This window comes from Reinekea marinisedimentorum (genome assembly GCF_004341165.1).
GTDB classification, from domain to species: domain Bacteria; phylum Pseudomonadota; class Gammaproteobacteria; order Pseudomonadales; family Natronospirillaceae; genus Reinekea; species Reinekea marinisedimentorum.
In genome coordinates, this window is sequence record NZ_SLZR01000003.1 from 132,705 (window position 1) to 159,118 (window position 26,414).

General features: G+C 49.5%; 21 protein-coding genes. 15 read left to right on the forward strand and 6 right to left on the reverse strand.

The window, feature by feature from the left end:
- Positions 1-4: 4 nt before the first annotated feature.
- Positions 5-1,096 carry an efflux RND transporter periplasmic adaptor subunit gene (locus BCF53_RS04750; protein WP_132700367.1) on the reverse strand — a complete coding sequence of 364 codons (1,092 nt, stop codon included), beginning with the start codon at positions 1,094-1,096 and terminating at the stop codon, positions 5-7.
- Positions 1,097-1,177: 81 nt separating this feature from the next.
- On the opposite strand from BCF53_RS04750, the gene BCF53_RS04755 reads away from it, so the two are divergent.
- From BCF53_RS04755 to fadA, 5 genes are all read left to right on the forward strand, one after another.
- Entirely contained in the window at positions 1,178-3,064 is a 1,887-nt protein-coding gene (locus BCF53_RS04755) for an ATP-binding cassette domain-containing protein (RefSeq protein ID WP_132700368.1), read from the forward strand.
- Positions 3,065-3,093: 29 nt separating this feature from the next.
- Complete coding sequence (locus tag BCF53_RS04760) at positions 3,094-3,828, forward strand: DUF6901 family protein (protein ID WP_132700369.1); 735 nt, start codon at positions 3,094-3,096, stop codon at positions 3,826-3,828.
- Complete coding sequence (locus BCF53_RS04765; protein ID WP_132700370.1) at positions 3,816-4,325, forward strand: hypothetical protein; 510 nt, start codon at positions 3,816-3,818, stop codon at positions 4,323-4,325. The genes BCF53_RS04760 and BCF53_RS04765 overlap by 13 nt, the downstream gene beginning before the upstream one ends.
- A 280-nt stretch (positions 4,326-4,605) precedes the next feature.
- Positions 4,606-6,753 (forward strand): fatty acid oxidation complex subunit alpha FadB, encoded by a 2,148-nt coding sequence (gene fadB / locus BCF53_RS04770; protein WP_132700371.1) that lies wholly within the window; start codon positions 4,606-4,608, stop codon positions 6,751-6,753.
- A gap of 12 nt (positions 6,754-6,765) precedes the next feature.
- Entirely contained in the window at positions 6,766-7,941 is a 1,176-nt protein-coding gene (gene fadA, locus BCF53_RS04775) for an acetyl-CoA C-acyltransferase FadA (RefSeq protein ID WP_132700372.1), read from the forward strand.
- A gap of 28 nt (positions 7,942-7,969) precedes the next feature.
- Here the strand turns inward: fadA and BCF53_RS04780 are convergent, their stop codons facing one another.
- Positions 7,970-8,704 (reverse strand): hypothetical protein, encoded by a 735-nt coding sequence (locus tag BCF53_RS04780; protein WP_132700373.1) that lies wholly within the window; start codon positions 8,702-8,704, stop codon positions 7,970-7,972.
- A 127-nt stretch (positions 8,705-8,831) separates the two neighbouring features.
- Here BCF53_RS04780 and topA point away from each other — a divergent pair, with 127 nt between their 5' ends.
- Positions 8,832-11,489: a type I DNA topoisomerase gene (gene topA, locus BCF53_RS04785; protein ID WP_132700374.1), complete on the forward strand. Its 2,658-nt coding sequence runs from the start codon at positions 8,832-8,834 to the stop codon at positions 11,487-11,489.
- A gap of 64 nt (positions 11,490-11,553) precedes the next feature.
- Here the strand turns inward: topA and gltA are convergent, their stop codons facing one another.
- Positions 11,554-12,828, reverse strand: coding sequence for a citrate synthase (gene gltA, locus BCF53_RS04790; protein WP_132700375.1), 1,275 nt, complete (start codon positions 12,826-12,828; stop codon positions 11,554-11,556).
- A gap of 396 nt (positions 12,829-13,224) precedes the next feature.
- Between gltA and sdhC the strand changes: the two genes are divergently transcribed.
- From sdhC to sucD, 9 genes are all read left to right on the forward strand, one after another.
- Complete coding sequence (sdhC, locus tag BCF53_RS04795) at positions 13,225-13,599, forward strand: succinate dehydrogenase, cytochrome b556 subunit (protein WP_132700376.1); 375 nt, start codon at positions 13,225-13,227, stop codon at positions 13,597-13,599.
- The gene (sdhD, locus tag BCF53_RS04800; RefSeq protein ID WP_165901810.1) at positions 13,593-13,940 is read left to right on the forward strand and encodes a succinate dehydrogenase, hydrophobic membrane anchor protein; all 348 of its coding nucleotides are present in this window, start codon (positions 13,593-13,595) and stop codon (positions 13,938-13,940) included. The genes sdhC and sdhD overlap by 7 nt, the downstream gene beginning before the upstream one ends.
- 3 nt (positions 13,941-13,943) lie before the next feature.
- A complete protein-coding gene (gene sdhA, locus BCF53_RS04805; RefSeq protein ID WP_132700377.1) occupies positions 13,944-15,716 on the forward strand; it encodes a succinate dehydrogenase flavoprotein subunit in 1,773 nt (590 codons plus the stop codon).
- A gap of 9 nt (positions 15,717-15,725) precedes the next feature.
- A complete protein-coding gene (locus BCF53_RS04810) occupies positions 15,726-16,433 on the forward strand; it encodes a succinate dehydrogenase iron-sulfur subunit (protein ID WP_132700378.1) in 708 nt (235 codons plus the stop codon).
- A 93-nt stretch (positions 16,434-16,526) separates the two neighbouring features.
- Positions 16,527-19,370, forward strand: a complete 2,844-nt coding sequence (locus BCF53_RS04815; RefSeq protein WP_132700379.1) for a 2-oxoglutarate dehydrogenase E1 component — start codon at positions 16,527-16,529, stop codon at positions 19,368-19,370.
- 31 nt (positions 19,371-19,401) lie between these two features.
- The gene (gene odhB / locus BCF53_RS04820; protein ID WP_132700380.1) at positions 19,402-20,682 is read left to right on the forward strand and encodes a 2-oxoglutarate dehydrogenase complex dihydrolipoyllysine-residue succinyltransferase; all 1,281 of its coding nucleotides are present in this window, start codon (positions 19,402-19,404) and stop codon (positions 20,680-20,682) included.
- 88 nt (positions 20,683-20,770) lie between these two features.
- Positions 20,771-22,210 (forward strand): dihydrolipoyl dehydrogenase, encoded by a 1,440-nt coding sequence (lpdA, locus tag BCF53_RS04825; protein WP_132700381.1) that lies wholly within the window; start codon positions 20,771-20,773, stop codon positions 22,208-22,210.
- Between the two features lie 111 nt (positions 22,211-22,321).
- Complete coding sequence (gene sucC, locus BCF53_RS04830) at positions 22,322-23,488, forward strand: ADP-forming succinate--CoA ligase subunit beta (RefSeq protein WP_132700382.1); 1,167 nt, start codon at positions 22,322-22,324, stop codon at positions 23,486-23,488.
- The gene (gene sucD, locus BCF53_RS04835) at positions 23,488-24,363 is read left to right on the forward strand and encodes a succinate--CoA ligase subunit alpha (RefSeq protein WP_132700383.1); all 876 of its coding nucleotides are present in this window, start codon (positions 23,488-23,490) and stop codon (positions 24,361-24,363) included. The genes sucC and sucD overlap by 1 nt, the downstream gene beginning before the upstream one ends.
- On the opposite strand, the gene BCF53_RS19185 is transcribed toward sucD, so the two are convergent.
- The 3 genes from BCF53_RS19185 to BCF53_RS04845 form a co-directional block, all read right to left on the reverse strand.
- Complete coding sequence (locus BCF53_RS19185) at positions 24,347-24,505, reverse strand: hypothetical protein (RefSeq protein ID WP_165901811.1); 159 nt, start codon at positions 24,503-24,505, stop codon at positions 24,347-24,349. The genes sucD and BCF53_RS19185 overlap by 17 nt on opposite strands.
- Positions 24,506-24,588: 83 nt before the next feature.
- Complete coding sequence (locus BCF53_RS04840) at positions 24,589-24,882, reverse strand: hypothetical protein (RefSeq protein WP_132700384.1); 294 nt, start codon at positions 24,880-24,882, stop codon at positions 24,589-24,591.
- A gap of 66 nt (positions 24,883-24,948) precedes the next feature.
- Positions 24,949-26,283, reverse strand: coding sequence for an MFS transporter (locus BCF53_RS04845; RefSeq protein ID WP_132700385.1), 1,335 nt, complete (start codon positions 26,281-26,283; stop codon positions 24,949-24,951).
- Positions 26,284-26,414 lie beyond the last annotated feature (131 nt).

Below are 26,414 nucleotides of genomic sequence, written 5' to 3' on the forward strand. Positions count from 1 at the left end.
CTCCTTACAGACCGACGGCTTTTGACTGATCAAAATCGACAAGCGTGGGTGCTGTTTCGTCGTTTAAATTAACGAAGCCCTGACCAACCACGATAATGCGGGATTTCTGCGGCAAGCCCTGAACCCATACACCATCGGTACCTGAGCGGATGATGTCCACCTCGTAGAATTGAACGCGATTCTCGGCATCCAGTGTTTTCAAGCCCATCAGGCCATCTTCATTGATATAAAGCAGAGCAGGGCTGATGTAATGACCGGTCGAGTTTTCAAGTGTCACCTTGGCAACCGAGGTAACGCCGGAAATCTTCTTGCTGACTGCAGCAATCTTCATTTCGATGACAAAGGTGCGGGTGACCGGGTTTGCGACCGAGCCGATATAACTGACTACACCGGGGACTTTGTCGCCATTGATCAGTTCAACCGTACCGCGTTGGTTCAGCTTTAACTTGAGGATGTCCTTTTCGGAAACCGAGCCTTCAAACACCAGTTGTGAATAGTCGTAAACTTCGGCAACGGTATCGCCAACGCCGATATAGCTGCCTACTTCAAGATCACTGTTTTCTATCTGGCCGGTAATCGGTGAGCGTATGACGGTGTTTTCCAATTGAATCTGCAGCGAAGAGAGCGTTGCCTTGGCCTGCTGAAGCGCCGCATATAGGGCTGAAATTTGGGTTTCGTTGATTAAGCCTTTTCGCTTCAGTTCCAGTGCTGCTTCGTATTCCAGATTGGCCTGATTTTCAAAAGCTTCTGCCTGATTGATCTGAGCAGGAATGTTTTTGGTGTCCAGCCGTGCGATAATGCCGCCTTGCGTTACCGTGTCACCTTGCGATTTCAGTACGGCAACAACCTTTCCGGCACCCTCGCTAATAACGGTAATGTTACGCAAAGCTCTGGTGGTGCCATTAATCGTTAACTGCTGCTGAACCTCTCTGGCAATGCTGTCGACTGCCTGAACGGTTGGGATCAATGACTTTGCTTTAGGCTGCTGAGGTATTTGCTCAGGGGTTGTTTCTTCATGGCCAGACATCATCCATGCAGCAAAAGCGATTGTTATGATGACCGCAATGAGCGGCCCGGCAAATCTGGATTTAGACACGATTGAGACCTCTGTATAAACTTGCAGGCTTTCAGTGAATATTAAACGTGGCGTTATAATGCCACATGTGAAGTTAAATTTATGAGTCTAATTATTTTTGATGGTGTCCATTTTGCGATGGGCGCAGCAGCATTGCTTGATCAATGTTCATTTACGGTAGAAAAGGGCGAGCGGATCGCTTTGGTTGGCAGAAACGGCGTTGGCAAATCAACGCTGATGCGACTGATTCAGGGCGACTACGAGCCGGATGCCGGTGTTATCAAGTACGCTCAGGGCATGCGCATCGGACATTTGCAGCAGTCCTTACCGGAGGGCGATCAGCGCACAGTGCTGGAGGTTGTTCTGGATGGTGTGCCTGTAGTTGGCAGTGCCATTTATGAGTATCAGCGCATTGTGCTGCAATCCAACCCCGATATTCAGCGCATGGAGCAGCTGCAGAAAATCATTGAAGACGGCGATGGCTGGCACTATCAAACCCGCGCCGAGACCGTTATCAGCCGCTTGGGTCTGGATCAGAATAAGGTTTTCGGTGAGCTTTCCGGCGGTTGGCGTCGGCGCGTTTTGCTGGCTCAGGCCCTGGTGGATGAGCCCGATCTGCTCATTCTCGATGAGCCGACCAACCATCTGGATATTAAAATGGTTGAATGGCTGGAAGAGCTGCTGCTCGACTTCAACGGCACGCTGTTGTTTGTTTCCCACGACCGGTCATTTATCGATCATGTTGCCACCAAAATTATGGATCTGGATCGCGGCAAGATCGTGGCTTTCAGTGCCCCCTACGAAAAATACCTCACTGAAAAAGAACACGCACTGGAGGTGGAAACCGCCCAGCGTGCTCAGGAAGATAAGGTTCTCGCCCGTGAAGAAGCCTGGATCCGTCAGGGCATTAAAGCCCGCCGTACCCGTAATGAGGGGCGCGTGCGTGCGTTAAAAAGTATGCGTACCGAACTGGCAGGCCGGCGTACCCTGCAGGGTTCTGCCAAATTCGATATTAATCAGGATGAAGTCAGTGGCAAGCTGGTTGCTGAATTGACTGATGTCGCCTTTTCCTATGGCGACAGCCCAATTATTCGTGAGTTTTCGGATGTGGTTATGCGGGGTGATAAGATCGCGCTGATCGGCCCGAACGGGATTGGTAAATCGACGTTACTGAAAATTCTGCTGGGTGAATTAGAACCGCAGTCCGGGGTTTTGCGTCAGGGTACTAAGCTGAATGTCGCCTATTTCGATCAGGCCCGCATGGCGCTGGACCCGGAAAAGACGCTTATCGACAGCGTAGCCGAAGGCCGCGAATTCATCACCATCGGCGGTAAATCACGCCATGTCATTAGCTATCTGGAAGACTTTTTGTTCCAGCCTGAGCGTTGCCGGATGAAGGTCCGACAGTTGAGCGGTGGTGAAACCAACCGGCTGCTGCTGGCCCGGCTATTCAGTCAGCCGGCGAACCTGCTGGTGCTCGACGAACCGACCAACGACTTAGACATGGACACGTTGGAGCTGTTGATCGACCGGATCTCAGATTTCTCCGGTACGGTATTGCTGGTCAGCCATGACCGCTACTTTATTGATCAATTGGCAACCAAAACCTGGGCCTTTGAAGGGAATGGTGCCATCCGCATCTACCCCGGCGGTTATGAAGACTGGACCAATCAGGGGGGCAAATGGCCGGAAGAGGGTCAGGTCAACAATACGAAAAAAGAAAAACCAGTTGATAAAAAGGTGAATCAATCTCCATCCAAAACAAAAAAGTTAAGCTATAAAGACCAGCGTGAGTTTGATCAAATGCCGGAGAAAATAGAACAGCTGGAATCTGAAGTGATGACACTGGAAGAGCAGGTCTCCGATGCGAGCTTTTACAGCCAGCCACCGGAAGTGACCGGGCCGGTTCTGGAACGCTTGCTGGAAGTGCAGGAACAACTGAATAAAACCTACGACCGCTGGGTCGAGCTTGAAGGTTTACAGGAATAAAATAAAAGGGCGGGGGCCAAAACCACTATATGAGCATTACTTATCTTTTTAAATTTTTGGAAGATGGCTCTGAACTGAAAATTGAAACGGCGTCAGCGTCCGAGCAAAAGATCGAGCGCATCAACAGTTCGCCGGCTGAATGGACAAAGCTGGAGTACTGCCAGTGCTCAAATTGCCCGCTGAAGCGCAGTGAAGTAACCCATTGCCCCGCGGCATTGGATATTCAACCAATTGTCGAACATTTTCGAGAGCTACCGGGCTTTAAGAAGGTATCGGTGACGGTGATTTCGCACGAGCGTGAGTATCACAAAACAACCGGTCTTGAAGAGGGGTTACGTTCATTGATGGGGCTGATTATGGCGAACAGCGATTGCCCGATTCTGGCTAATCTGAAGCCGATGGCCTTTACCCACCTGCCGTTTGCCAGTCAGGATGAGTTTATTATTCGCAGTGCCGGCACTTATTTATTGCGTCAGTACTTTAATATGCGCGATAAAAAAGAGGCCGATTGGGAGTTAAGCGGCCTGGTGTCATTAAACCGGGAGTTACAGCTGGTGAATCAGGCCATCTGGCAGCGCGTGCACAGCGCCTGTCATGGCGATTCGAACCTGAAGGCGCTGCTCAGTTTCTTTACGCTGTCTTCCAGTGTTTCTTATTCTCTGCAAACCCAGCTGAACAAGCTGAAAAGCCACTTTCTGAACGAAACCGAGTCACTGGAGCTGTTCGAGACGAATATCACCGAGGAATCTAAATGGCGTCCATAATTGCCGTTTTATCGATATTGGTTGTCGCGGGTGCCTTCATGTGGATGCAGCCCTCCAAAAGGGATAAGCGCCTTGCAAAGCTTCGCTCCGGAGCGCTGACACAGGGTTTTCTCGTTGGCAGCGTTAAGTTACCGGATACCACGGAGCATGGCCGGGTAAATAACCGTTTTGAGATTCAGACGATCTATCAGATTGCTTTGAAACTGGAAGCCCAGAGCCAGCTTGAATTCACGGCCCTGCGTAGCACCGGTGAGAGCGGAATTTATCTGCCGGATGGCTGGGCATGGAATAAGCGCAGTAACGTGCCAGAGAGCATCTACACCGCGCTTTCAACCTTCTTAGCAGGCCTGCCGGAATCCGTAACGGCACTGGTTGTCAGTAAAACGGCAATTGGCCTGGTGTGGGATGAGAAAGACCCTCAGCTCACGCTGGAGCAAATAAAGTCGATGCTGCACAGCGTTGCCGGGTTGTGTGATTTAGAACCCCACAGCAGCTGATCACTGGTCAGTTACTTTAAATCCCTTCTAACGCCTCATTCCTGAGGCGTTTTTGCTGCTCAAATACCTTGCGAAAACAGTGTTCATCCGACCTTAGTCGAGTTGACATCACCCTGATTGGGTCTAATGTATTCAACAATCAAACGATTGTTTGAAACTTGTGTTTGATGATGATTTGAACTCATTAATCGATTACAGAGAGGGTCGATTAATGAAAGGCCTCGCGGCAAAACATCTTCAAATGGGTGCTCACATAAAGATAAGAATTGGAGACCATTTCATGATTTATCAGGGCGATGGAATCACTGTAAAAGAGCGTGATGACGGGCTTGCCGAACTGACATTTGACCTAAAGGGTGAGTCAGTTAATAAATTCAACCAGGCAACACTTCAGGAATTAAAGGAAGTAACGACTGAGCTGGCTTCCAGCAAGGTTAAAGGCTTACTGGTCACCAGTGCCAAAGAGGGCTTTATTGTCGGTGCAGACATTACCGAATTTCTGGGTTGGTTTGATCAGGAAGAAGAACAGATTGTTGCGGATATTCTCGATGCAAATGCGATATTCAGCGCATTTGAAGATTTGCCTTTCCCGACCGTCGTGGCCATCAACGGTATATGCCTTGGTGGTGGCTTTGAGATGGCGCTGGCCTGCGATTACCGGGTAATGTCTAAAACCGCAAAGGTTGGTTTACCCGAAGTTAAGCTTGGCATCTATCCGGGTTTTGGTGGCACGGTTCGTCTGTCCAGGGTGACAGGTGCCGATAATGCCATTGAGTGGATCGCATCCGGCTCGGAAAAATCGGCAGATCAGGCATTTAAAGATGGCGCAGTCGATGCGGTATCTGAGCTTGAAGCGGTTAATGAAGATGCATATCAGCTGCTTAAAAAAATCACATCCGGAGAGCTTGAATACGAACAAAAAAGAGCCGAGAAAAAGGCCAAACTAAAGCTCAGCCCAATTGAAAGCATGATGGCTTTTGAAACGGCCAAAGGTTTTGTTGCTGCCAAAGCCGGTAAGCACTACCCATCACCGGTTGAAGCTATCAAGTCTATGCAGAAGCATGCGAACTTTGAGCGGGACAAAGCGATTGCAGTCGAGGCTAAAGGCTTTGCGAAAATGGCCAAAACGCCGGTTGCAAAAAACCTTATCGGTCTGTTTTTGAACGACCAGAAAATTAAAAGAATTGCTAAACACCATACCAAAGACGCACCTGAAGTGAATCAGGCAGCGGTTCTTGGAGCCGGCATTATGGGCGGCGGTATTGCCTATCAAAGTGCGTACAAAGGTACGCCTATTTTAATGAAAGATATCAATGAAGACGGTATTCAACTCGGTTTAAAAGAAGCCTCTAAATTGTTGGTAAAGGCTGTGGAGCGGGGCAAGATTGATACCGCAAAAATGGCCGAAACGCTGTGTAAAATTCGCCCGGCTTTATCCTATGGCGAGTTTGAAAATGTCGATGTCTGTGTCGAAGCGGTTGTTGAAAACCCGGCCGTAAAAAAATCCGTGCTGGCCGAAGCAGAACAGCAACTTAAAGAAGGTGCGGTGCTGGCTTCCAATACCTCAACAATTTCTATTACAGAGCTTGCGACAGCACTGCAAAAACCAGAAAACTTTTGTGGTATGCACTTCTTCAATCCGGTTCACAGAATGCCGTTGGTTGAAGTGATTCGTGGCGAGAAAACCTCAGACAGAACAGTCGCAGCTGTGGTTTCGTATGCCCAGAAAATGGGGAAAACCCCAATCGTTGTCAACGACTGCCCTGGCTTTCTGGTGAACAGAATTCTGTTCCCTTATTTTGGAGGTTTTGCCGCACTGTTGAATGACGGTGTTGATTTTGAACGTATTGATAAGTTGATGGAAAAATTTGGCTGGCCTATGGGCCCGGCTTACCTGATGGATGTTGTAGGTATCGATACCGGCATTCATGCACAGAAAGTGATGGCGGCCGGCTTCCCGGACCGTATGACGCACGGCTATAAAACAGCTATGGATGTCATGTTTGAGCAGCAACGTTTCGGTCAGAAAAACGGTAAAGGTTTTTATCAGTATTCTGTCGATAAAAAAGGAAAGCCCAAGAAAGAAACGGACAGTGAAGCTCACGCATTGGTTCGTCAGGTTGCACAAAACTCCGTAGAAGTTTCCGATCAGGATATCGTCAATCGTCTGATGATTCCTATGTGTCTGGAAACCGTCCGTTGCCTGGAAGATGGCATTGTGGCGTCACCTGCTGAAGCCGATTTGGGGCTGATTTACGGCCTTGGTTTTCCACCATTCCTGGGCGGCGCATTAAAGTATATCGATGACACCGGTATTTCAGAATTTGTAGATCTGTGCAAACAGTTTGAGCATCTGGGCGCGTTGTATCAGCCGACAGAAAAATTGCTCGAAATGTCAGAAACAAACTCAACATTTTATGCGCAGTAGGAGAGGGTAATTATGAGTCTTAAAGATAACGATGCAGTCATTGTCGATTTTGCCCGTACGCCTATGGGGCGCAGTAAAGACGGTAGTTTCCGTTTTACCCGAGCGGAAAATCTGAGTGCCAACCTGGTTAACGGTTTGCTTGCGCGCAATGACGCTCTGCGGCCGGCAGATATTGAAGATATTATCTGGGGTTGCGTGAATCAAACCATGGAGCAGGGTTGGAATATTGCCCGCATGATGCAGTTGCTGACGGTCATTCCACATACAACGCCGGCGCAAACCGTCTCGCGTTTGTGTGGCTCTTCCATGTCTGCGTTGCACACGGCGACGGCAAACATTCAATCCGACAACGGTGATGTATTTTTGATCGGTGGTGTTGAGCATATGGGTCACGTAAGCATGATGCACGGAGTCGACCCTAACCCGGCGCTGTCAAAAAATGCGGCTAAGGCATCCGGAATGATGGGGGTGACTGCCGAGCTGCTGGCAAAAATGCATGGCATTTCCCGCGAGCAACAGGATGAATTTGGCGCTCGCTCTCATCAACTGGCACACAAGGCTACTCTGGAAGGAAATTTTGAATCTGAAATTATGCCAATGACCGGGCATGACGCGAACGGTGTGCCTTACCGGATGGTGCATGATGAAACCATCCGGCCGGAAACAACGGTAGAAGGTCTTGCTGGCCTGAGGCCGGTGTTTGACCCTAAAGCCGGCACCGTCACTGCAGGAACATCCAGCCAGATAACGGATGGTGCTTCGGCAATGCTGGTGATGTCTTACCGGAAGGCGAAGGACCTTGGCTTGAAGCCCAGGGCGGTTGTGCGCTCAATGGGGCTGGCCGGAGTGGAGCCGTCTATCATGGGCTATGGGCCCGTTCCGGCATCGCAGAAAGCACTGAAAAAGCTCGGCATGAGCATTCAGGATATTGACTACGTTGAGCTGAACGAGGCCTTTGCTGCTCAGGCGTTGCCCGTATTGAAAGACCTGAAACTGCTCGGACGTATGGATGAAAACGTCAACATTCACGGCGGTGCGATTGCTTTAGGCCATCCGTTTGGTTGTTCAGGTGCACGCATTACCGGAACATTGCTGAACGTACTGGAACAAAAAGATGCACAGTTTGGTTTGGCAACCATGTGTATTGGTTTAGGCCAGGGCATCAGTACGGTTATTGAAAGAATTTAAGTTGACATTGCTAAGCGGCTTCGGCCGCTTAATAAGGCTGTTTTTTAATCAGCCTGGCTTCTGCTTCGCTCTGTTTGTTTTCCGGATGGGTAACGTACAAATCAGAAATTTCACGTGATACCTGTTTGATCTGTTCTGTCTTTTCATCAAAAGTAAGATCAGACTTAATCAACAGTTCCTTAGCGTGTTTGAAAAAGTTTGCCGCATTACTGATTTCACCCTGGCTCCTGGCGATGGCGCCTTGGTGCCGATAGGCTTTCACTTCTAAAAGTAAGGCATTCTGGCTGAGTCGTTTGCTGTGAGTGCTGGCCGCGCCTGGGTCTATTTTTCCTGTGTTATGAAGTTCTCGCACCAGCTTTAAAGCGCGCGCGAAATGTTTTTTAACCAGGAAAATCTGTTGATCAGACGCTGGAATTTCCGGCTCTTTTGGTGTGGCTGCCAGCACCTGAACTTCCTGTTCAATAGCTCGAATATTAAGCAGATCGCTGCGCAATTCTTCACTGTCGGGCTTCAGTTTAATGCCTTGCTCGGCTGTGGCGGACATTTCTTTCAGCATCGATTCAAGCAGGCTGGTATTTCTGTCGTAAATAAGCAGTGTATGAATCAGCTCATCCAGATCGATTATTTTTCGGTGATGCAGCCTGGCTTTTCTGTTGAGCTCTTGTAAAGCAAGCTCTCGATCAGCGGCAAACTTCGATAAATACAGTGCGCCAGCCATAACTGCCAGTATCGCTAAAACGCCCAGAAAAGCCCAAAAGGACATAAATAATTCCTTTCACTACATTATTACTTGACGGATCAATTTAATTCTTTATAACCGTTGCCGCTTGCGGAAAGCGCAAAGCTGGGTTAATTATATTAAAAAGACATCATAAGCGGAAATGTAGCGCATGGGAAAATCACTGGTGATTGTGGAGTCGCCCGCCAAGGCGAAAACCATCAATAAATACTTAGGCTCAGACTTTATTGTGAAGTCGTCTGTGGGCCACATAAGAGACCTTCCAACCAGTGGTCAGAGTAAACCTGTTGATGCTAAAGCTCGGGCTAAGCAGGCTGCTCTCACAAGGAAAATGTCTGCTGAAGAAAAGGTTGTTTATAAAAAGAACAAGGCTCAGGAACAGCTTGTAGCCAGAATGGGTATCGACCCGGATCACGACTGGGCTGCCAATTACCAGATATTGCCTGGTAAGGAAAAGGTGGTCGATGAACTGCGCCGACTGGCCAAAGATGCCGACTGCATCTATCTCGCGACCGATTTGGACCGCGAGGGGGAAGCCATTGCATGGCATTTAAAAGAAGCGATCGGCATGGAGGATCAACGCTATAAGCGTGTGGTCTTCAACGAAATTACCAAAAAGGCGATCCAGGAGGCCTTTGAAAAACCCGGTATTCTGGAAATCGATCGCGTAAACGCTCAACAGGCTCGCCGTTTCCTTGATCGGGTTGTGGGCTTTATGGTCTCCCCTCTGCTTTGGGCTAAGGTTGCCCGGGGCCTGAGTGCGGGCCGTGTTCAGTCGGTGGCGGTGAAGCTGATTGTCGAGCGCGAGCGTGAAATTAGAGCCTTTATCCCGGAAGAGTACTGGGATTTGCATGCAGATACCCAAAAGGGCAGCAACGAAGTTCAGTTCGAGGTTACCCGGTACAAGGGCGAAAAATACCGTCCGACATCTGAAGCCGAATCCAACGAGCATGTGGCGCGGTTATCGAACGGTGTCTATCAGATCACCAATCGTGAAGATAAACCGACCAGCTCCAAGCCCGCTGCGCCATTTATTACCTCTACCTTGCAACAGGCAGCCAGCACGCGTTTAGGCTTCAGCGTTAAGAAAACCATGATGATGGCCCAGCGTTTGTACGAGGCGGGTCACATCACCTATATGCGTACCGACTCAACCAACTTAAGTGCTGAGGCGGTTGAAAGTGCCCGTACATTTATTGGCGAGAACTACGGTGCCAAGTATTTGCCGGATAATCCTGTCAGCTATGGTAGCCGGGAAGGTGCTCAAGAGGCGCACGAAGCCATCAGGCCGTCGAACGTCGAAATTTCGAGTACGGCATTGTCTGGAATGGAAAGAGACGCTCAGCGGCTTTATGAGCTGATCTGGCAGCGCTTCGTTGCCTGTCAGATGGTGGCGGCTAAGTACAAGAGCAGTACGCTGACGATCGATACTAACGGCTATGAATTGAAAGCGAAGGGTCGCGTTCTGGTCTTTGACGGCTTTACCCGCGTGATGCGACCGGGTAAGCGAGATGACATTGTTGAGTTGCCAGACCTGAAAGTGGGTGATGCGATGGAGCTCAAGCAGTTGAATCCAAAGCAGCACTTTACCAAACCCATTGCTCGCTTTACGGAAGCTTCGCTGGTTAAAGAGCTTGAAAAACTGGGCATCGGCCGGCCATCTACCTATGCCAGCATTATCTCGACCATTCAGGATCGGGGCTACGTTAAGCTGGAAAGCCGTCGTTTTTATGCCGAGAAAATGGGTGAGATTGTCACCGAACGCCTGGACAGCTCCTTCCATAACCTGATGGCCTATGAATTCACGGCTCAGCTGGAAGAGTACCTCGATGAGATTGCTAACGGTCATCGTAACTGGAAAGACGTACTGAATACCTTCTATACGGATTTCACGGCCAAGCTCGATAAGGCCGGAGAAGATGAAACTCACGGCGGTATGAAGCCTAATGAGCCGACCCTGACCGATATCGAGTGTCCGACTTGTTCGCGACCGATGATGATCAGAACCGGTACAACGGGCGTCTTCCTGGGCTGTTCAGGTTATAGCCTGCCGCCTAAAGAGCGCTGTAAGGGTACGCTGAACCTGGTTTCCGGTGACGAGGCCATTTCCGAAGACGACGACGAAGCTGAAGTGAACCAGCTGCGTCAGAAAGAGCGCTGTGATATTTGCGGTGCGGCTATGAACAGCTACCTGATTGATGAAGGTCGAAAGCTGCACATCTGCGGTAATAACCCTGAATGTTCCGGTTTCAAACTGGAGACCGGTTCGTTCAAGATTAAAGGTTACGACGGCCCTGTACTTGAATGCGATAAGTGCGGCGCTGATATGCAGTTGAAGAGCGGCCGCTTTGGTAAGTACTTCGGCTGTACTTCTGAAAGCTGTAAAAACACCCGTAAGTTGCTGCGCAATGGCGAAGCTGCGCCACCGAAGATGGACCCCATCCCAATGCCGGAGCTTCAGTGCCTTAAGGTAGAGGATACCTACGTTCTGCGTGACGGCGCTGCCGGAATGTTCTTGGCGGCCAGTCAGTTTCCTAAGAACAGAGAAACCCGACCGCCTTTGGTTCAGGAGCTGCTGCCGCATAAGGCTGAGCTGCCAGAGAAATATCACTACCTTTGTGATGCGCCGGTTGCTGATGATGAGGGCAGGCCTTCTGTGATTCGCTTCAGCCGTAAAACCAAAGAGCAGTATGTAATGAGTGAAGTCGACGGCAAAGCCTCAGGCTGGAGCGCTTACTTTGAGAATGGTAAGTGGGCTGTGAAGACCAAGGCCAAAGCTAAGCCGAAAAAAGCCACTAAGAAGAAGTAGTGGCGCGCTTTTCAAAACAATAAAAAACCGGCCTGAGCCGGTTTTTTTATGCCTGAAGATTAAGTTATTCCTTAACCTCGCGTGTAGGCTCGCCCGAGTAAAGCTGACGAGGACGGCCGATACGGTATGGCCCGGAGATCATTTCTTTCCAGTGCGCAATCCAGCCAGGAGTACGACCTACAGCAAACAGAACGGTAAACATGGAGGTAGGAATGCCAAGCGCCTTGAAGATAATGCCGGAGTAGAAATCGACGTTTGGATAGAGTTTTTTCTCTACGAAGTAAGGATCTTCCAGTGCGATTTGTTCCAGACGGCGGGCAACATTCAACAGCGGGTCGTCGGTAATGCCCAGTTCAGACAAAACTTCATCCGCAGTTTCTTTCATTACCTTGGCGCGAGGGTCGTAGTTTTTGTAAACACGGTGACCAAAGCCCATCAGGCGGAACGGGTCGTTCTTGTCTTTGGCGCGGGCAATGTATTCATCAATATTGCTGACATCGCCTATTTCCTCGAGCATGTTCAGTACGGCCTCGTTTGCACCGCCGTGAGCGGGGCCCCAGAGCGCAGCAATGCCAGAGGCAATACAGGCGAATGGGTTAGCACCGGAAGAGCCTGCAAGGCGCACGGTGGAGGTTGAGGCGTTTTGCTCGTGATCAGCATGCAAAATGAAAATCTTATCCATTGCGCGAGCCAGGGTAGGGCTGACGTAATATTTTTCACAAGGGTTACTGAACATCATGTGCAGGAAGTTACCACCGTAGGACAAATCATTCCGCGGGTAGGTGAAAGGCTGACCAATAGAATACTTATAGGCCATTGCCGCAAGCGTCGGCATCTTTGAAATCAGACGGGTCGCTGCAATTTCCCGGTGACGATCATTCGTGATGTCGAGGGAGTCGTGGTAGAAGGCAGACAGCGCACCTACAACACCGACCATAATAGCCATGGGGTGTGAGTCGCGACGGAAGCCTTTGAAGAAGTCGTGCATTTGTTCATGCACCATGGTGTGGCGCATGACGGTGCGATGAAAATCACGCTTCTCTATGTCGTTCGGAAGTTCTCCGTTAAGTAATAAATAGCAGACATCCAGATAGTCCCGCTTCTCAGCCAGTTCATCGATAGGGTAACCGCGATGAAGTAGCACACCTTTGGCACCATCAATATATGTGATGCTGGACTCGCATGAAGCTGTAGACATAAAGCCGGGGTCATATGTGAAGTAGCCTTCAGAAACAAGGCTGCGAACATCAATTACATCGGGTCCCATAGAGCCAGAGTAAATTGGCAGTTCGATTGGTTCTTGTCCTTCAATGACCAGCTTGGCGGTTTTATCAGCCATGAGGTCTCCTCTCTTTTAACGGTTTGTGCGTCGATATTGACGCTAGTTATTGAAAACTAGACATGGGCACTTTTTGGATTTTTACGTTTTATTTAAGTGCAATCTGAAAATCACTATAGGGTTTTAGGCTTGAATGTCAATTTAGTTGGGCGGTTTGAATTACTCAACAAATAGTCTGTTAGTCTAAAGTATTATTTTTTATGTCTCTTGTGGAAACCCTCGGAATATCGGGCTTTCAGGGAGTTTGGGGTGGCCCTTATACGACCTTGTTATGAATTGTAATAAGTATTTGTGCTGCCTATAATCTTTTTGGCATATAGCTGAAGGCTCGAAGGTTTTCAGTTATCGACTGAGCTTTCTTTAAAGCTATCAATAAGAACAACAGAGACTACGCCCGTGAAAAATAATCGCCCCGTAAACCTCGATCTGCGAACTATCCGTTTGCCCGTCTCAGCAGTTGCTTCCATCATCCACAGAATAACCGGCGTCGGTTTGTTCGTAGCGCTCGCTTTTTTAATGTGGGCTCTGAATTTGAGTTTAAGTTCAGAAGCTGGCTTTGAAAAGGTCGTGAGTGCCATGAATCACCCGCTGGCCAAGTTAGTTACGTGGGGAATCGTTTCTTTTTTTGCTTATCACCTAATCGCCGGAATAAAGCATTTGTTCATGGATATCGGTTACTTTGAGGAAAAAGAGTCAGGAGCGCTGGCTTCTAAATTCGTTTTGATTGCATCTGTAATCTGCATTTTATTGCTGGGAGTCTGGGTATGGTAAAAAGTATTACAAGCTTCTCACGAAGCGGGCTGTTGGATTGGTTGATGCAGCGTGTATCTGCCGTACTTTTGGGCAGCTACGTTATTTTTATGTTGGCTTATTTTCTTTTTAATGCCGATATCAGCTACCAGGAATGGCGCGGTCTGTTTTCTAACTTCTGGTTCAAAATCTATACGCTTTCCATCTTGCTGGCATTGGTCGGACACATTTGGGTAGGCATGTGGACGGTCGCTACTGATTATGTGAAAAATGCCTGGGCCAGATTTTTGGTACTTGCGGTTATTGCCCTGGCGAACTTCATCTATTTTGTGATCGGTTTTTCAGCAGTGTGGGGTGCATAAAAAATGACAAAAAATAAAACAATGAGCTTTGATGCAATTGTCATTGGTGGCGGTGGAGCCGGTTTGCGCGCAGCGCTGGAACTGGCTAAATCGGGTTTAAACACCGCGGTTGTCTCAAAGGTTTTTCCAACTCGGTCACACACAGTTTCTGCACAAGGCGGTATCACCTGTGCGATTGCCAGTGACGATCCAAATGACGACTGGCGCTGGCACATGTACGACACCGTTAAAGGGTCGGACTATATTGGTGATCAGGATGCCATCGAATATATGTGTTCTGTCGGTCCTCAGGCCGTATTTGAACTCGATCACATGGGGCTGCCATTTTCACGAACTAGCGAAGGGCGCATCTATCAGCGACCTTTCGGCGGCCAATCCAAAAACTTCGGCGAGGGTGGTCAGGCGGCAAGAACCTGTGCTGCGGCCGACCGAACCGGTCACGCACTGCTGCACACCCTTTACCAGGGCAACCTGAAAGCCGGCACCAGCTTCCTGAATGAATGGTATGCCGTAGATCTGGTTAAAAACAGCACTGGTGCGGTAACGGGCGTCGTCGCCATTGAAATTGAAACCGGTGATGTCGTTCATATCCGTTCGAAGGCTACCGTGCTGGCGACCGGTGGTGCCGGCCGTATTTATGCATCGACGACCAATGCACTGATCAATACCGGTGATGGTATTGGTATGGCGCTTAGAGCCGGCTTCCCGGTTCAGGATATGGAGATGTGGCAATTCCACCCAACCGGTATTTACGGAGCCGGTACTCTGGTCACGGAAGGCTGTCGGGGTGAGGGTGGTTACCTGATCAATAAAGATGGCGAGCGCTTCATGGAGCGATACGCTCCCAATGCGAAAGACCTGGCTGGCCGTGACGTTGTTGCCCGCTCTATGGTTATGGAGATTCTGGAAGGCCGGGGCGGCGGTCCGGAAAACGACCATGTATTCCTTAAGCTTGATCATTTAGGCGAGGCGCTGTTGAAAGAGCGTTTGCCGGGTATTCTCGAGCTTTCAAAAACCTTTGCTCATGTTGATCCAGCAAAAGAGCCGATTCCGGTGGTTCCAACCTGTCACTATATGATGGGCGGTATTCCGACCAATATTGGTGGCCAGGCAATTGCCATCGACGAAAACGGTCAGGACAAGATTATCGAAGGTCTGTATGCCTGCGGTGAAGCTGCTTGTGTTTCTGTACACGGCGCGAACCGATTGGGTGGTAACTCTCTGTTAGACCTGGTGGTATTTGGACGGGCGGCAGGTATCCAGATTGAAGATTCGTTGCGTCAGGGCTATGAAGTCAGCGCGGCAACGGAAAGCGATATCGAAGCGGCCATGTCGAAGTTAAATGCGTTGGATTCACGCAAGAAGGGTGAGTCCGTGGCAGAAGTTAAGAAAGATCTGCAAAACACCATGCAGCTGCACTTTGGCGTGTTCCGCGAAGGTGAAAAAATGGCTGAAGGGCGCAATAAGCTGCTTGAGCTGCGCGAACGAGTTAATAACGTCGTTCTGTCTGACCATTCTAAAACCTTCAACACTGCACGAATTGAAGCACTGGAGCTGGGCAACCTGATGGAGGTTGCCGAGGCTACGGCGATATCGGCCGATGTCCGTACGGAAAGTCGCGGTGCACATGCCCGCTATGACTACGAAGAGCGTGATGATGAGAACTGGTTGTGCCACTCAGTTTACGACCCTATCGAAAAGGCCGTTCTGAAGCGCGATGTAAACTTCAAGCCAAAAAGCGTTGAAACCTTTCAACCTAAAGTCCGTACATACTAAGGAGGCGATATGAAAGTCAGTGTTTATCGATATAATCCCGACGTTGATGAGCGTCCTTATATGCAGGACTACGAAGTCGAAATTCCCAGCGGAAAAGACCTGATGGTTCTGGACGTACTGAACTTGCTGAAAGAGCAGGATACAACGCTTTCCTACCGTCGCTCTTGTCGTGAAGGGGTTTGCGGTTCCGATGGCATGAACATTAATGGCACCAACGGCCTGGCCTGCATTACTTCCTTATCTGATGTTGGTGGCGCTGAAAGCACACTGGTGCTGAGGCCGCTGCCTGGTCTGCCGGTTATTCGTGATTTAGTCATCGATATGAGTACCTTTTACAAGCAGTACGAAAAGGTGCACCCATATTTGATCAACGATACGCCGGCACCGGCCATTGAGCGCCTGCAGTCACCGGAGGAGCGTGCCAAGTTAGACGGGCTCTACGAGTGTATTCTGTGTGCCTGTTGCTCTACATCCTGCCCATCTTTCTGGTGGAATCCGGATAAATTTATTGGTCCGGCGGGTTTACTGCAGGCTTATCGTTTCCTGGCCGACAGTCGCGATACAGCCACCGAAGAGCGCCTGGCAGAGCTTGATGATCCGTTCAGTGTGTTCAGATGCCGCGGTATTATGAATTGCGTTAATGTTTGTCCGAAAGGGCTGAATCCTACACGCGCAATTGGGCATATTCGCTCTATGCTGTTGAGTAGTGCAACATAAATGGAAAGAGGGGTTGCGCCATTAGCGTGGCGCAACCCACTATAAATAATGACAATAGGCCTCATAAGCTAAATTGAAACGATAGGGTTTTATATGCGAAACGCCTCCATGGAAGAACAATGGTTGTCTTCCCATTTTTCGGGTGGCAACCAAACCTACCTAGACGAAATGTACGAAGCCTATCTGGCTGATCCCAATTCCGTTCCTGAGCAATGGCGCTCAATATTCGACAAGCTGCCAACCGTTAACGAAGAAGTGACAACGGATACCCCACACAAACCGGTGCGTGACCATTATCTGTTAATGGGTAAAACGCCAAAGCTTGCCACCAATACCGTTGCCCCCAATCTGATTACTGAACATGAACGCAAGCAGGTTCGTGTGCACCAATTGGCTACCGCTTACCGGTTCCGTGGTCATCAGCGAGCAGATATTGACCCGTTAGGGTTGCGTAAAAAGGTATCAGTACCAGATTTAGAGCCCAAATATCACGGGCTTACACTTGCCGATATGGAATCGGTTTTTCAATGTTCCAATCTTTACATCGGCAAGAAAGAAGCGCCGCTGAAAGAAATTTTGGGCGCAATGGAATCCACCTACTGTTGCTCAATTGGCGCCGAATTCACGCACATCGTCAACACCGCTGAGCGCAGATGGATTGAGCAGCGCATGGAGTCTGTCCGCTCTGCACCTGAATATTCAATAGACGCGCGCAAACATATTCTGGAACGGCTGTGTGCCGGCGAAGGTATGGAAAAGTATCTGGGCTCTAAATACCCGGGCACCAAGCGCTTTGGTCTGGAAGGTGGCGAAGCCTTAATTCCACTGATGGATGAACTGATCCAGCGCAGTGGCTCTTACGGAGCCAAAGAAGTCGTGATCGGTATGGCACACCGCGGCCGGCTTAACATGCTGGTGAATATCCTCGGTAAGAATCCGGCAGATTTGTTTGACGAATTTGAGGGTAAGTCGTTCCTGAGTGAAGGCTCCGGCGACGTGAAGTATCACCAGGGCTTTTCTTCAAACGTAATGACGTCAGGTGGTGAAATTCATCTGGCTCTGGCGTTTAACCCATCGCACTTGGAAATTTCAGCGCCAGTTGTCGAAGGGTCAGTGAGAGCCCGTCAGGATCGTCGTAACGACCCGAAAGGCGATCTGGTTATTCCGGTCAATATCCATGGTGACGCAGCCTTCTCAGGGCAGGGTGTGGTGATGGAAACGTTCCAGATGTCGCAAACCCGCGCTTACGGAACCGGCGGCACCATTCACATTATCATCAACAATCAGGTTGGGTTTACCACCTCGCGGCGTGAAGATGCGCGCTCAACCGAATATCCGACCGATATTGCGAAAATGGTTCAGGCGCCGATCTTCCATGTAAACGGTGATGACCCGGAAGCGGTTGTTTTCGTTACGCAGCTGGCTGTCGATTACCGTCAACAGTTCAAGCGTGATGTGGTCATTGACCTGGTCTGTTACCGTCGTCGAGGTCATAACGAGGCCGATGAGCCTGCGATGACTCAGCCGATGATGTACCAGCAGATCCGTCAGCATAAGACGACCTTTGAACTCTACGCGAACAAACTTAAGCAGCAGGGTGTGGTTTCGGCCGAAGAAGTAACCGCTCTGGTTAACGGCTACCGCGATGCGCTGGCCAACGGCGAGCATGTTGCCAATGCATTGGTGAAAGAGCCAAACAGCGCGTTATTCGTTGACTGGAAACCCTACCTGAATCAACCGGTGGTGGATGAGTTTGACACCAGCTACGACCTGAAAGAACTTCAGGAGCTGGCTTTCAAGATCAATACACCGCATGAAGGCTTCCCGCTGCAACGCCAGGTCAATAAGATCATGGAAGACCGCGGCAAGATGGCGAAGGGCGCTTTACCAATCAACTGGGGCTTTGCTGAAACACTGGCCTATGCCACGATTTTACAGCAGGGCATGCCGGTACGAATTACCGGTCAGGATGTGGGTCGCGGCACCTTCGTTCACCGACATGCGGTCTGGCATAACCAGAACGATGGCAGCACCTTTGTCCCTCTGGCTCATATCGCGGAAGATCAGCCCAGCTTTGATATTTACGACTCATTCCTGTCTGAAGAAGCTGTGCTGGCGTTTGAGTATGGCTACGCGACGACGATGCCCAATGCATTGGTGGTCTGGGAAGCTCAGTTTGGTGATTTCGCCAATGGCGCTCAGGTGGTTATTGACCAGTTCATTACCTCCGGCGAACACAAGTGGGGTCGCCTGTGTGGCCTGACCATGCTGTTGCCGCACGGTTATGAAGGTCAGGGGCCAGAGCACTCCTCAGCCCGACTGGAGCGTTACCTGCAACTCTGCGCAGAGCAGAATATTCAGGTATGCGCCCCCACTACGCCGGCGCAGGTATTCCATATGCTGAGGCGACAAATTGTACGCAACTTGCGTAAACCTCTGGTGGTTATGTCGCCTAAGAGCCTGCTCAGACACAAAGACGCCGTGTCTACGTTGGAAGAACTGGCCGAAGGGCATTTCCACACGGTTTTGGATGAGTCTAATGCCGACATCGACAAGAAAAAGGTCGATCGCATTGTGCTGTGCTCCGGTAAGGTCTATTACGATTTGGCTGATAAGCGACAGAAAGAAGAAGCTACCAACGTCGCTATTATCCGTATCGAACAGCTGTACCCGTTCCCGGAAGAGCAGATGCTGGATGTACTGTCACAGTATAAGAAAGTTAAGGATATTGTTTGGTGCCAGGAAGAACCTATGAACCAGGGTGCCTGGTACTCAAGCCAGCATCACATGCGTCGCGTAATTCAGAGAGTCAGTGAAAAACTCTATCTGCGTTATGCCGGGCGCGATGCTTCCGCTTCACCTGCTGCGGGCTATATGTCGTTGCACTTAGAACAACTCGAACAATTTCTCAATGACGCGATCCTGAATATTCAGTGATCGATTGGGCGGAGAACTTAAGGAATTATTCATGTCTATAGAAATTAAAGCTCCACAATTTCCGGAATCAGTTGCGGACGGAACCATCGTTACCTGGCACAAGCAGCCCGGCGAATCTGTTTCACGTGATGAGTTAATTGTTGATATCGAAACAGATAAGGTCGTCCTGGAAATTGTTGCTCCGGCCGACGGTCAAGTCTCTGAAATTATTAAGAACGAAGGCGATGTTGTCGTTAGTCAGGAATTGATTGGCCACTTTGTCGAGGGCGATATCAGTCTAAATGAAGAGCCATCTACCTCTGAAGGTGTGGCAGTCAGCTCGCCGGCTGCAGGTAATCCAGAAACGCCCATGAGCCCGGCAGCACGCAAGCTTGCAGAAGAGAACAACCTGACAGCAGAGCAGATAGTTGGCACCGGTAAAGGCGGTCGTATTACCAAGGAAGATGTGGTTAAGAAGGCCAGTGAAGGTGCGAGCGCTGCGGCGCCTGCTGCAGCCGCTGCTCCTGCAGTTACAGCGCCGGCCGAAGAGCCATCGGCTGCTGAACACAGCATGCCGGGTATGATTCCGCAAATGACCGGCACCCCTGACTTTGCCTCTCAACAGCCGGCTCGTTCTGAAAAGCGTGTTCCGATGACCCGTTTACGAAAGCGGATTGCAGAGCGCCTGCTGGAAGCCAAAAACAGCACCGCAATGCTGACCACCTTTAACGAGGTGAACATGGCACCGGTGATGGAACTGCGCAAAAAGTATAAAGACCAGTTCGAAAAAACACACAATGGTACCCGCTTAGGCTTTATGTCTTTCTTTGTGAAAGCCGCGACTGAGGCGTTAAGACGTCATCCGGAAGTAAATGCTTCGCTAGATGTCGATGATGTTGTGTACCATGGCTATTATGATATTGGCGTGGCGGTTTCAAGCGACCGTGGTCTGGTTGTTCCTATCTTAAGGGATACCGACCAAATGAGCCTAGCGGGCGTTGAAAGCACGATCCGTAACTTCAGTGAACGGGCGCAGGCCGGTCAGCTGGGTATCGACGAAATGCAGGGCGGTACCTTCACCATTACTAATGGCGGCGTTTTTGGTTCATTAATGTCGACCCCGATTCTGAACCCACCGCAAACAGCCATTCTGGGTATGCACAAAATTCAGGAAAGGCCAATGGCCGTTAATGGTGAGGTAAAGATCTTACCAATGATGTATCTTGCGCTCTCCTACGACCATCGGCTGATTGATGGGAAAGAAGCAGTTCAATTTTTAGTCGCAATTAAAGATATGCTTGAAGACCCAGCACGAATTTTGTTAGAACTGTAAAAAAGCGTACATACAAACTCGACACAAGTATGGGGCAGAAGAGTATCTGCCCTTTGATATCTCATTTAACTCAAGGGTAAAAGTTTCCATGGCACATCAATTTGAAGTGGTTGTGATAGGTTCTGGTCCTGCCGGTTATGTTGCTGCGATCAAAGCTGCACAACTGGGCAAGAAAACCGCTATCATCGAAAAGTGGGTGAAAGAAGACGGCAAAACAACATGGGGCGGTACCTGCCTGAATGTTGGCTGTATTCCATCGAAAGCCCTTTTGGAATCTTCTGAGAAGTATTCCGAAACTCTTCATGAGTTCGAAACGCATGGTATTTCTGTTAAATCGCCTAAAATTGATGTTGCAAAAATGCTTGAGCGTAAAGACGGCATTGTTAACCAATTGACGGGCGGTGTAGCCGGTCTGTTGAAGGGCAATGGCGTTGTTAGCTTTGAAGGTAAAGGTAAGCTGAAAGCCAACAAGGTTGTTGAAGTTACCAAGAACGATGGCTCTGTCGAAAGCATTCAGGCAGAAAACGTGATTCTGGCAATGGGTTCTATTCCGGTTGAAATTCCACCAACGCCTACCGATGGTGATGTCATTGTTGACTCCACCGGTGCATTGGAGTTCCCGGAAGTGCCTAAAAAGTTGGGTGTTATCGGTGCCGGTGTTATTGGCCTGGAGCTGGGTTCTGTTTGGGGTCGCCTGGGTTCTGAAGTTGTGGTTCTGGAAGCTATGGATTCGTTCCTTGCAGCTGCAGACGGCGCAATCTCTAAAGATGCTTATAAGTACTTCAACAAACCTGGCTTTGAGATCCGTTTAGGCGCTCGTGTAACCGGCTCAACGCGGAAAGGTAAAAAGGTAGAAGTTACCTATGTTGATGCTGAAGGTGAAAAGCAGGAAACCTTCGATAAACTGGTTGTGGCTGTGGGTCGCCGTCCTTATACCGAAGGCTGCCTGGCCGACGACAGTGGCGTGAAACTGGATGAGCGTGGCTTTATCTTCGTTGACGATCAGTGCCGCACAACCGTTCCTGGTGTTTATGCCATTGGTGACGTTGTTCGTGGCCCAATGCTGGCGCACAAAGGCTCTGAAGAAGGCATTATGGTTGCTGAAATTATAGCCGGCCATAACGCTAAAATGAATTACGACGCTATTCCAAGTGTTATTTATACGCATCCGGAAATAGCCTGGGTCGGTAAAACCGAAGAGCAACTGAAAGCCGAAGGCGTTGACTACAAAGCCGGTGCTTTCCCGTTTGCCGCTATCGGTCGTGCTATGGCAGCGAACAGTACTGCTGGTCAGGTTAAGATCCTGGCTGATGCTAAAACGGATCGCGTACTGGGTGTTCACATCTTCGGTATTGGCGCTTCTGAGATGATTGCTCAGGGCGTTATTGCACTTGAGTTTGCCTCCAGTGCGGAAGATCTGCAGTTAACCTGCTTCGCTCACCCAACCCTGTCTGAAGCGGTTCATGAGGCAGCACTGGCTGTCGACAACATCGCAATTCACAAAGTGAATCGGAAAAAGCGTAAGTAGTTAGACTAAGAACGGAGCCTAACGGCTTCGTTTTTGTTTGTATAATCCTTACTCGGCGCTTCAATTTCACAATTTAAATAAAAATTTAATAAAGAAGGCGGACCAAAAAAAATGAACCTTCATGAATATCAAGGCAAACAGCTTTTTAAGCAATACGGGCTTCCCGTATCCGAGGGCTACGCATGTGATACGTTAGAGCAGGTATCTGACGCCATTGCTCGTATTCCTGGTGACAAGTGGGTCGTTAAAACTCAGGTGCATGCCGGCGGACGCGGTAAAGCAGGCGGCGTTAAGCTGGTTACTTCAGCCGATGAGGCAAAAGAATTTGCCGCTCACTGGCTGGGTAAAAATCTGGTTACTTTCCAGACCGATGAAAAGGGTCAACCCGTCAGCAAAATTTTAGTTGAATCCTGCACCGATATTGAGAATGAACTCTACCTGGGTGCTGTGGTCGATCGTTCATCACGACGTATTGTATTTATGGCGTCCACAGAAGGCGGTGTTGAAATTGAGACAGTTGCCGAAGAAACGCCAGAGAAGATTCTAAAGGTAGAGATTGACCCTCTGGTCGGGCCTCAACCTTATCAGGGCCGTGAGCTTGCGTTTAAGCTGGGCTTGCAGGGCGCACAAATTCGTCAATTCGCGACTATCTTCATGGGTCTGGCCAAGCTGTTCCTGGATAAAGATCTTGCGTTAATTGAGATCAACCCGCTGGTTATTACCACGGCCGGAGACCTTCACTGCCTGGACGCAAAGATAGGTATTGATGGTAATGCTTTGTATCGCCACAAAGATTTACAAGCAATGCGTGACCCTAGCCAGGAAGACCCGCGTGAGTCGGAAGCGGCAGAATGGGAGCTCAACTACGTTGCTCTCGACGGTAACATCGGCTGCATGGTAAACGGTGCCGGTCTTGCAATGGGCACCATGGACATCGTTAACCTTTACGGTGGTTCTCCGGCCAACTTCCTGGATGTTGGTGGTGGTGCAACCAAAGAGCGTGTTGCTGAAGCCTTCAAAATTATCCTTTCCGATGAAAACGTGAAAGCCGTGTTCGTTAATATTTTTGGTGGCATCGTCCGTTGCGACATGATTGCTGAAGGTATTATCGGTGCAGTGGAAGAGGTGGGTGTGAAAGTCCCTGTCGTGGTTCGCCTAGAAGGCAATAACGCAGAACTGGGCTCTAAAAAACTGGCAGAAAGTGGCTTGAATATTATTGCAGCCAGCTCGCTGAGCGATGGGGCTGAACGTGTAGTTGCAGCGGCAGGGGGTGCATAATGAGTATTTTAATCAATAAAGATACCAAGGTTATTTGCCAGGGCTTTACCGGTTCACAGGGTACTTTCCACAGTGAACAGGCGATTGAATACGGCACTCAAATGGTGGGTGGTGTTTCTCCGGGTAAGGGTGGCACTAAGCATCTGGGGCTGCCGGTATTCAATACCGTGCGTGAGGCTGTTGAAGCAACCGGTGCCCAGGCAACCGTTATTTATGTGCCGGCCCCGTTCTGTAAAGATGCCATTATTGAAGCCGCTGACAGCGGTCTTGAGCTCATCGTTTGTATTACTGAAGGTATCCCGACTCTGGACATGCTGTTCGCTAAAGAGTACGTAGACCGCAAAGGCGTTCGCATGATCGGCCCTAACTGCCCGGGCCTGATTACGCCGGATGAATGTAAAATCGGTATTATGCCGGGCCACATTCATAAAGCCGGCAAGGTGGGTATTGTCTCCCGTTCCGGTACTTTGACCTATGAAGCGGTTAAACAAACCACCGATTACGGCTTTGGTCAGTCGACCTGCGTTGGTATTGGTGGTGACCCGATTCCGGGTTCTAACTTCATCGATATCCTAAAGCTCTTCCAGGAAGACCCAGCGACTGAAGCAATTGTTATGATTGGTGAGATCGGCGGTACTGCTGAAGAAGAAGCCGCTGCATTTATTAAAGAAAACGTCACTAAACCCGTCGTTTCTTACATTGCAGGTGTTACAGCGCCTCCGGGTAAGCGTATGGGCCATGCCGGTGCGATTATCTCTGGTGGTAAGGGTACGGCAGATGAGAAGTTTGCTGCACTCAACGATGCTGGCGTGAAAACCGTAAGGTCGCTTGCTGAGATCGGCAGTGCACTGAAAGAGATTACTGGCTGGGAATAACCCGGCCAGGTACAGAAAAGCGGCTTATTAGCCGCTTCAGGTTGTCGATAAACCCCTCCGCCGAAAAGGTATCACTTAAATGGACCGCTGCAAGTATCGTCCTGATACGCTCGACGAAAACATCCATGTTTTCGACGTCCATTTAATTGATACCTTTTCACCGTCTCGAAGGCTGTGGAAACTTTGTCATCAGTCTGAAACGGCTTATTAGCCGTTTTTTAAGTGTTACTTGTTTTCATCATCTTTATGCGGCTCAACCAGCTCGCCTTCAATCACATTCGTTTGCCTAAACTGAGATTGATATCGATGGAAGTGCTTCGGCCCGGAAAACAGAGGGCGGCCGGTCAGCTTCACCTTAATGGTGTTAATCAGGGCAACCACGAATGCGAGAATGGCGAATCCTATAAAAAACACCATGCCAATCCAGAACAGCGCGATCATGAACATGATAGACAGAGCAAATATAAGATACCGCTGCCAGGCTGGTCGGTTGTTTAAGTACTGGAAACGAATATTCACTTAGTTACCTCAGGTTAAATTTTCTTAGCTAAATAGTGCAGGCGGTTGGGTTATTTTCAAGTAATGTTAATTTAATCGAACACTTTGATCCGTTTTATTTACAGGAACCCGCATTAACATAACCCCGCCCAATACAAAGTAAACCAAAATCAGCAAAAGTCCGTTTTTTCGGCCCACTAAATCGCTCAATGGGCCAAAGGCCATCGCCAGAATAATGGATAGCCTCGCAAAAGTGCCCCAAAGCCCAAACATCAGGGATGAATCCTCGGGGCTGGTAAGCCTGCCAACCAACGCCCGGCTGCAAGACTGAGTCGCGCCCAGTGCTGAACCGGCTATAAAGGCAATAATTAGAAAGCTGGTTGTCAGAGAAGTTCCGAGTAGCAGGCTGATTTTGTCCAGAAAATAGATCCCGATGATGCCGCCAATCCATAATGCCAAAGAATAGAGAATGGCTGGTTTTGAGCCTATTTTGTCCTCAAGGAAGCCAAAGCCGATGGCACCCACCATCGAGCTGATCTGCAAAGTTGCGCCTACATAAATCAGTTCTGTGCCGGTAATGCCGACATCTTCACTGGCGTAAATTCCAAGAAACTTAATAACTACGGATATGCCGGCACTGTATACCAGAAAGGCCATAAAGAAATGGAAAAGCACTGGGTATTGGCGGGTCAGCACCCTGAACTGGATCAGTCGCTGAAAGGCCAGCTTTGCGAGCTCAGTCGCTCTAAGCTGACTGAATTCGCTGTTCTCGGGCTTTCGTGTTTTAACGAAAGCAAACAGGGGTAGTGAGGCCAGCAGGTAAAACAACGCTATAAAAAGCATCGCCATCTGGTTTTCATTTATATAGGCCGCATAACTGTCGTGCGGAGACGATTTTATGATCAGCGATACAATAATGAGGCTGAGCAGCCCGCCGATATAGCCAACACCCCAGCCAATCCCGGATATTCTGCCGATGTTCTGCTTGTTGGATATATCGGTAAGCAGGCTGGCATTGAACGATTCAGACAGCATCCAGGCGGTATTGCTGATCACCAGGAATATCAGCCCCAGAGCAATGTTCCCCGGGCCTACAAAATACAGGCAGGCAGTACCGATCACTGAGCCCAGGGTGCAGACAGCCAAATAAGCCTTTTTATTACCGTTCAGATCGCAGATCACGCCCACGAAGGGGGCTGCAAAGATACTGATGAGGGTGGAGATCGTGATCGCCGCCGCCCAAAGCGAATTGCGCATGTGGCTGAGTTCTTCCGGGACAATGTGAGCGATGAAAAAGGCAGAATAGATAAAGGTGATAACGACCGTGGTGTAGCTGCTGTTCGCAAAATCGTACATTGCCCAGCCAAACACTTCTCTTTTGCTGAAGCGCTTACTGTTCATGCTCGATTGGCTGACTGGCATTGGTCTCTCCTTATTTTAATTGAGCGGAAGTTTGCCGTATTCGCCCCGGCCTGCAAAGGTAAACCGGAAAACTTTAGCTGTGTTCAAAGAGGAATTTTAAAAAAACGCCATCAGTTATTGCCATAAACCCT